The 6,175-nt window shown below is 62.9% G+C and carries 6 protein-coding genes; all 6 read left to right on the top strand.

Annotated features, from left to right (window positions below):
- A partial coding sequence (locus PMI14_RS04270; RefSeq protein WP_007850126.1) for a MucB/RseB C-terminal domain-containing protein occupies positions 1 to 267 on the top strand: 267 nt, incomplete at its 5' end.
- 108 nt (positions 268 to 375) lie between these two features.
- Positions 376 to 1,848, top strand: a complete 1,473-nt coding sequence (locus PMI14_RS04265) for a Do family serine endopeptidase (RefSeq protein WP_007850124.1) — start codon at positions 376 to 378, stop codon at positions 1,846 to 1,848.
- Between the two features lie 522 nt (positions 1,849 to 2,370).
- Positions 2,371 to 4,179, top strand: coding sequence for a translation elongation factor 4 (gene lepA, locus PMI14_RS04260; protein ID WP_007850122.1), 1,809 nt, complete (start codon positions 2,371 to 2,373; stop codon positions 4,177 to 4,179).
- Positions 4,179 to 5,153 (top strand): signal peptidase I, encoded by a 975-nt coding sequence (gene lepB / locus PMI14_RS04255; RefSeq protein WP_007850120.1) that lies wholly within the window; start codon positions 4,179 to 4,181, stop codon positions 5,151 to 5,153. The genes lepA and lepB overlap by 1 nt, the downstream gene beginning before the upstream one ends.
- 38 nt (positions 5,154 to 5,191) lie before the next feature.
- Positions 5,192 to 5,557 (top strand): DUF4845 domain-containing protein, encoded by a 366-nt coding sequence (locus PMI14_RS04250; RefSeq protein ID WP_007850118.1) that lies wholly within the window; start codon positions 5,192 to 5,194, stop codon positions 5,555 to 5,557.
- On the top strand, positions 5,557 to 6,175 hold a 619-nt coding region (gene rnc / locus PMI14_RS04245), incomplete at its 3' end, for a ribonuclease III (protein ID WP_007850116.1). The genes PMI14_RS04250 and rnc, both read left to right, overlap by 1 nt.

The following is a 6,175-nucleotide window of genomic DNA, read 5'->3' as shown; positions in this document are numbered from 1 at the left end:
CCCTGCCACAAGCGGCTGGCGGCTGCGGGGCCCGCAGAGGCTGCGCCGGTGCTGCAGTGCCTGTATTCCGATGGCCTGGCGACGGTGTCACTGTTCATTGAGCCCTTCGATGTGAGGCGGCATGGCACGCAAGGCCAATTGGGCAGCGTGGGCGCCACGCAGATGCTGGGCCAGCGCATGGCGTCCGAGGCCTGGGTGACGGCCGTGGGCGAAGTCCCCATGCAGACGCTGCGCCTGTTCGTGGGTGCGCTGGAGCGTGTGCGCTGAGCCAGGGCTGCCCACCGGGGTGGAGGATTTCGGGAACCATTTGCCGTCCCCCCTTTCACATGCAGTGACACATTGAGGCGTTCCCCCACATTTCATGAAAGGTCGATGATGTCCAAGTTTGACGGGAGTATGTTGCGCGCCCTGGCCATGTCCGGCATGGTGGCAGCGGTGGCCAGCGTGGCAGTGCTGCCCCAGGGCGTGGCGATGGCGCAGTCCGCGGTGGTTCGAGGTCTGCCGGACTTCACCGATCTGGTGGACCAGGTCGGGCCCTCGGTCGTGAACATCCGCACACGCGAGAAAGCGTCGGAGCGCTCGGCCAACGGCATGGATGAGGAGATGCTGGAGTTCTTTCGCCGCTTCGGCGTGCCGATCCCCAACATGCCGCGCCAGCAACGTCCCCAGCGCCCCCAGCAGGAAGAGGAGGCACAGCCGCGCGGCGTCGGTTCGGGGTTCATCCTCACGGCCGATGGCTTCGTGATGACCAATGCCCATGTGATCGATGGCGCCGACGAGGTCATCGTGACGCTGACCGACAAGCGGGAGTTCAAGGCCCGCGTCGTGGGCGCCGACAAGCGCACCGACGTGGCCGTGGTGAAGATCGATGCCACCGGCCTGCCGGCCGTGAAGGTGGGCGACGTGAGCCGCCTCAAGGTCGGGGAGTGGGTGATGGCCATCGGCTCGCCCTTCGGCCTGGAAAACAGCGTCACGGCGGGCATCGTGAGTGCCAAGGCGCGCGACACCGGCGACTACCTGCCCTTCATCCAGACCGACGTGGCCATCAATCCCGGCAACTCCGGTGGTCCGCTCATCAACATGCGGGGTGAGGTGGTGGGCATCAACAGCCAGATCTATTCGCGCTCGGGCGGCTTCATGGGCATCTCGTTCGCCATCCCGATGGACGAGGCCATCCGCGTCAGCGAACAGCTGCGCTCTTCGGGGCGGGTGACGCGCGGCCGCATCGGCGTGCAGATCGGCAACGTCAGCAAGGACGTGGCCGAGACCATCGGTCTGGGCAAGGCGCAGGGTGCGCTGGTCACGGGTGTGGAATCGGGCTCGCCCGCGGACAAGGCGGGGGTCGAGGCGGGTGACATCATCACGCGCTTTGACGGCAAGCCCATCGAGAAGGTGGCAGACCTGCCGCGCCTGGTGGGCAACACCAAGCCGGGCACGAAGAGCGCCATCTCGGTGTTTCGCCGCGGCAGCTCGCGCGACCTCAGCATCACCATCGCCGAGATCGAACCCGACAACAAGCCGGTGGCCAAGGCGGCCGAGCCGAAAGAGGAGAAGCCCAAGGCATCGGCAGCGGCCCAGCAGCTGGGCCTGTCCGTCCTCGAGCTCACCGACGCGCAGAAGAAGGAGCTCAAGCTCAAGGGGGGCGTGGCCGTGGCTTCGGCCACTGATGCTGCTGCGCGTGCGGGCCTGCGCGAGGGCGACGTGATCCTTTCGGTTGCCAACACGGAGGTCGCAAGCCTCAAGGACTTTGAAGCAGTGGTGTCCAAGGCAGACAAGAGCAAGCCCCTGAGCGTGCTCTACCGACGTGGCGAGTGGGCCCAGTACGCAGTGATCCGGCCTCTGCGCTGAGGAAAGAAGGCCATCTGGCGGCCGTGCGCACAAGGCGGTTTCAGGAGGGCTATTCCCTCTGACTCCGGTGGGGTTTTGCCAAAAATCCCACCGGAAGCAAGCCTGCGCCAAGGGTCGAAAAAAAATTGAAAGGTTAGCTCTCGCTAACTTCTGGACCAGTGCATCAACCAGTTTCGATAGAATACGGGTGCTTGTTCAACCATTATGTGCATATTGAACGGCGCCTGCTCCACCATGCGGGATGTACCGTGCTCATGCACAGCTGATCCACAGCTCACCCACAAGTTGTTCATCGATGCGTGGCTTGAATCTGTGAATAAACTGTGTATAAAATCCCTGTTGCAGTCAGACAACGACCCTTTTCATGCCAGTGCCGGGCTGCTCCCGACACGCTTTTTGCCTACAATGAAGATCCAACTATCGCAGTTGCCAATGATTGTTGGTTCAGGGCGCGTCGCCACTCGACGCGCCCTTTTTTCTTGTGCGCGCCGTTTTAATTCAATTACTTGACGCTTCCCGTTGATGAACCACATCAGAAATTTTTCCATCATTGCGCACATCGACCATGGCAAGTCGACGTTGGCCGACCGCTTGATCCAGCGATGCGGCGGCCTTGCGGACCGCGATATGGAGGCCCAGGTTCTGGACTCGATGGACATCGAAAAAGAGCGTGGGATAACCATCAAGGCGCAGACCGCTGCGCTGCAGTACAAGGCGCGTGATGGACAGGTCTACAACCTCAACCTGATCGACACGCCGGGCCATGTGGACTTCTCGTACGAGGTGAGCCGCTCGCTGTCTGCATGCGAGGGCGCACTGCTCGTCGTCGATGCATCGCAAGGTGTGGAAGCACAGACCGTTGCCAACTGCTACACCGCGCTGGACCTCGGCGTCGAAGTGGTGCCCGTGCTCAACAAGATGGATCTGCCCAATGCCGATCCCGACAACGCGAAGGCCGAGGTCGAGGACGTGATCGGCATCGACGCGACCGATGCGATTCCCTGCTCGGCCAAGACCGGCATGGGCATCGACGAGATCCTCGAAGCCATCGTGGCCAAGGTGCCTGCGCCGCGTGGCAATGCCGACGGTCCGCTGCGCGCCATGATCATCGACAGCTGGTTCGACAGCTACGTCGGCGTGGTGATGCTGGTGCGTGTCGTCGACGGTCGTCTGCTCAAGGGCGAGCGCATCAAGATGATGGCCACGGGGGCTGTGTACAACGCGGACAACCTGGGCGTTTTCACCCCTGCCAACGAGCCACGCGAGTCCCTCGATGCGGGCCAGGTGGGCTACATCATCGCCGGCATCAAGGAGCTGCAGGCCGCCAAGGTGGGCGACACCATCACCCTGGAAAAGAAACTGCCCAACAATGCCGGGCCGGCCACTGAAGCACTGCCGGGTTTCAAGGAAATCCAGCCGCAGGTGTTTGCCGGCCTGTACCCGACGGAAGCCAGCGAATACGACTCGCTGCGCGACGCGCTCGAAAAACTCAAGCTCAACGATGCCTCGCTGCACTACGAGCCCGAGGTCAGTCAGGCGCTGGGCTTCGGTTTCCGCTGCGGCTTCCTGGGCCTCTTGCACATGGAGATCGTGCAGGAACGCCTGGAGCGCGAATTCGACCAGGACCTGATCACCACCGCACCCAGTGTGGTCTACCAGGTGGTGCGCGCAGACGGCGAGACGGTCATGGTCGAGAACCCCTCCAAGATGCCCGACCAGGGCCGTCTGGAAGAGGTGCGCGAGCCCATCGTCACGGTGCACCTGTACATGCCCCAGGACTACGTGGGCCCGGTGATGACACTGGCCAACCAGAAGCGCGGCGTGCAGATCAACATGGCCTACCATGGCCGCCAGGTCATGCTGACCTACGAGATGCCCCTGGGCGAGATCGTGCTCGACTTCTTCGACAAGCTCAAGTCGGTCTCGCGCGGCTATGCCTCGATGGACTACGAGTTCAAGGAGTACCGCGCCTCCGACGTGGTCAAGGTCGACATCCTGCTCAATGGCGAGAAGGTCGATGCGCTGTCCATCATCGTGCACCGCTCGCAGTCGCAGTACCGAGGCCGCGCCGTGGTCGGCAAGATGCGCGAGATCATCAGTCGCCAGATGTACGACGTGGCCATCCAGGCCGCCATCGGTGCCAACATCATCGCCCGCGAGACCATCAAGGCGCTGCGCAAGAACGTGCTGGCCAAGTGCTACGGCGGTGACATCAGCCGCAAGCGCAAGCTCCTGGAAAAGCAGAAGGCGGGCAAGAAGCGGATGAAGCAGATCGGTTCGGTCGAGGTGCCCCAGGAGGCCTTCCTCGCCATTTTGCAGGTGGAAGATTGATGCAGTTCATGCAAATTCTCACGGCGGCCATACTGGCGGCCTTCGTCGGTTACATGGGTTCCTGGTACTTTGGCCTCATCGAGGGCAATTTTGCGCTGCTGCTGTTCCTGGCCACGGTGGTCACGGGGGCGTTCTGGCTGGCGGAACGCCTGTACTTTCTGCCCCAGCGCCGCCGTGCGGCCCAGGCGATCGAGGACGCAGCCGTTCAGCGCCGGGCCGAGCTGGACCGCATGGGCATCCAGAAGGTCGACGTGGATGTGCAGGAAGCCCAGGGGCGCCTGCTCATGCAGCCCTGGTGGCTGGACTGGACGGCCGGCCTGTTCCCGGTGATTGCGGCGGTGTTCGTGCTGCGCTCCTTCCTGTTCGAGCCCTTCAAGATTCCGTCGGGCTCGATGATCCCGACGCTGCTGGTGGGCGACCTGATCCTGGTCAACAAGTTCACCTATGGCGTGCGCCTGCCGGTGATCAACACCAAGATCATCGAAGGCAACAAGCCGGCGCGCGGCGATGTGATGGTGTTCCGCTACCCGCCCCAGCCCAATCTTGACTACATCAAGCGCGTGATCGGTGTGCCGGGCGACGAAGTGGCCTACCTGAACAAGCGCCTGACCGTCAACGGGCAGGCGGTGCCCACCACCAATGCGCCGGACTTCTTCGAGGAAGACAGCATGCGCTACTTCAAGCAGTTGGAGGAGCAGTTGGACGGCAAGGCCCACCGGCTGCTGAACAATCCCGAGGTCCCTGCTTTCATCCAGGGCGCGAGCAATTTTGCGTACCGCGAGAACTGCCGCTACAGTGTCGAAGGCGTGGTTTGCAAGGTGCCCGAGGGCCACTATTTCATGATGGGGGACAACCGCGACAATTCGCTGGACTCCCGTTACTGGGGCTTCGTGCCGGACGCCAATATCGTGGGCAAGGCCTTTTTTGTCTGGATGAATTTCGGTAATCTCAAGCGCATCGGGCCTTTTCATTGACCGATAGCCCATTTCCATCAACATTGAGAGGGGAGAGCATGCATATCCATCGTTTCGCCAGCCGCTCGCGCCAGCGTGGCCTGTCTTTCATCGGCGTGGTCTTCATCGGCCTGATCTGCGTGGCGGCGTTTGCCATCGGCGGGCAGTCGTTGCCGATTTTTCTTGAGTACCAGGCCATCAACAAGGCCGCGGCCAAGGCGGCCAGGGAAGAGACTACGGTGCCGGGAGTCCGCGCGAGTTTCGACCGAGCCGGCACAATTGACAACATCAGCTCCATCTCCGGCAAAGACCTGGAGGTGAGCAAGCGCGGTGACAAGACCGTCGTGAGTTTCAAGTACTCGCGTGAAATCCCTCTCGTTGGCCCAGCGTTTCTTGTCTACCGCCTCGAGGGACAGACCAAGTAGTGTCCCCCAGTCTCCAAGCGCTGCAGGACCGCCTGCAGCACCCCTTTTCCGACCCCTCGCTGCTGCAACGTGCGATCACGCACCGCAGCTTTTCGGCCGACCACAATGAGCGGCTGGAGTTTCTCGGGGACTCCGTATTGAACCTGGCGGTGGCCAGCCTGCTGTACCAGCGCCTGGGTTCACTGCCCGAAGGCGATCTCTCGCGGGTGCGGGCCAACCTCGTCAAGCAGGACACGCTGCACCAGCTGGCGCTGCGCCTGCGCGTGTCCGAGGTGCTGCGCCTGGGCGAGGGGGAGTCCAAATCCGGCGGACACCAGCGCCCCTCGATCCTTGCCGACGCGCTGGAGGCGCTGATCGGTGCGGTGTACCTCGATGCCGGGTACCTCCAGGCGGAGGCCCTGGTCCACCGCCTGTTCCAGGCCATGGAGATCAACCCGCAGATGCAGGCCGCGTCCAAGGATGCCAAGACCGCGTTGCAGGAGTGGCTCCAGGGCCGCAAAATGAAGCTCCCCCAGTATGCCGTCGTGGCCACCGTGGGGGCGGCGCACCGCCAGACATTCGATGTCGAGTGCGATATTCCCGAACTGGGCCTGACCGAGCGTGGCATCGGCGGGTCCC

Source organism: Acidovorax sp. CF316 (assembly GCF_000276605.1).
GTDB lineage: Bacteria > Pseudomonadota > Gammaproteobacteria > Burkholderiales > Burkholderiaceae_C > Acidovorax.
This window is presented reverse-complemented; position numbering and strand designations above follow the sequence as displayed.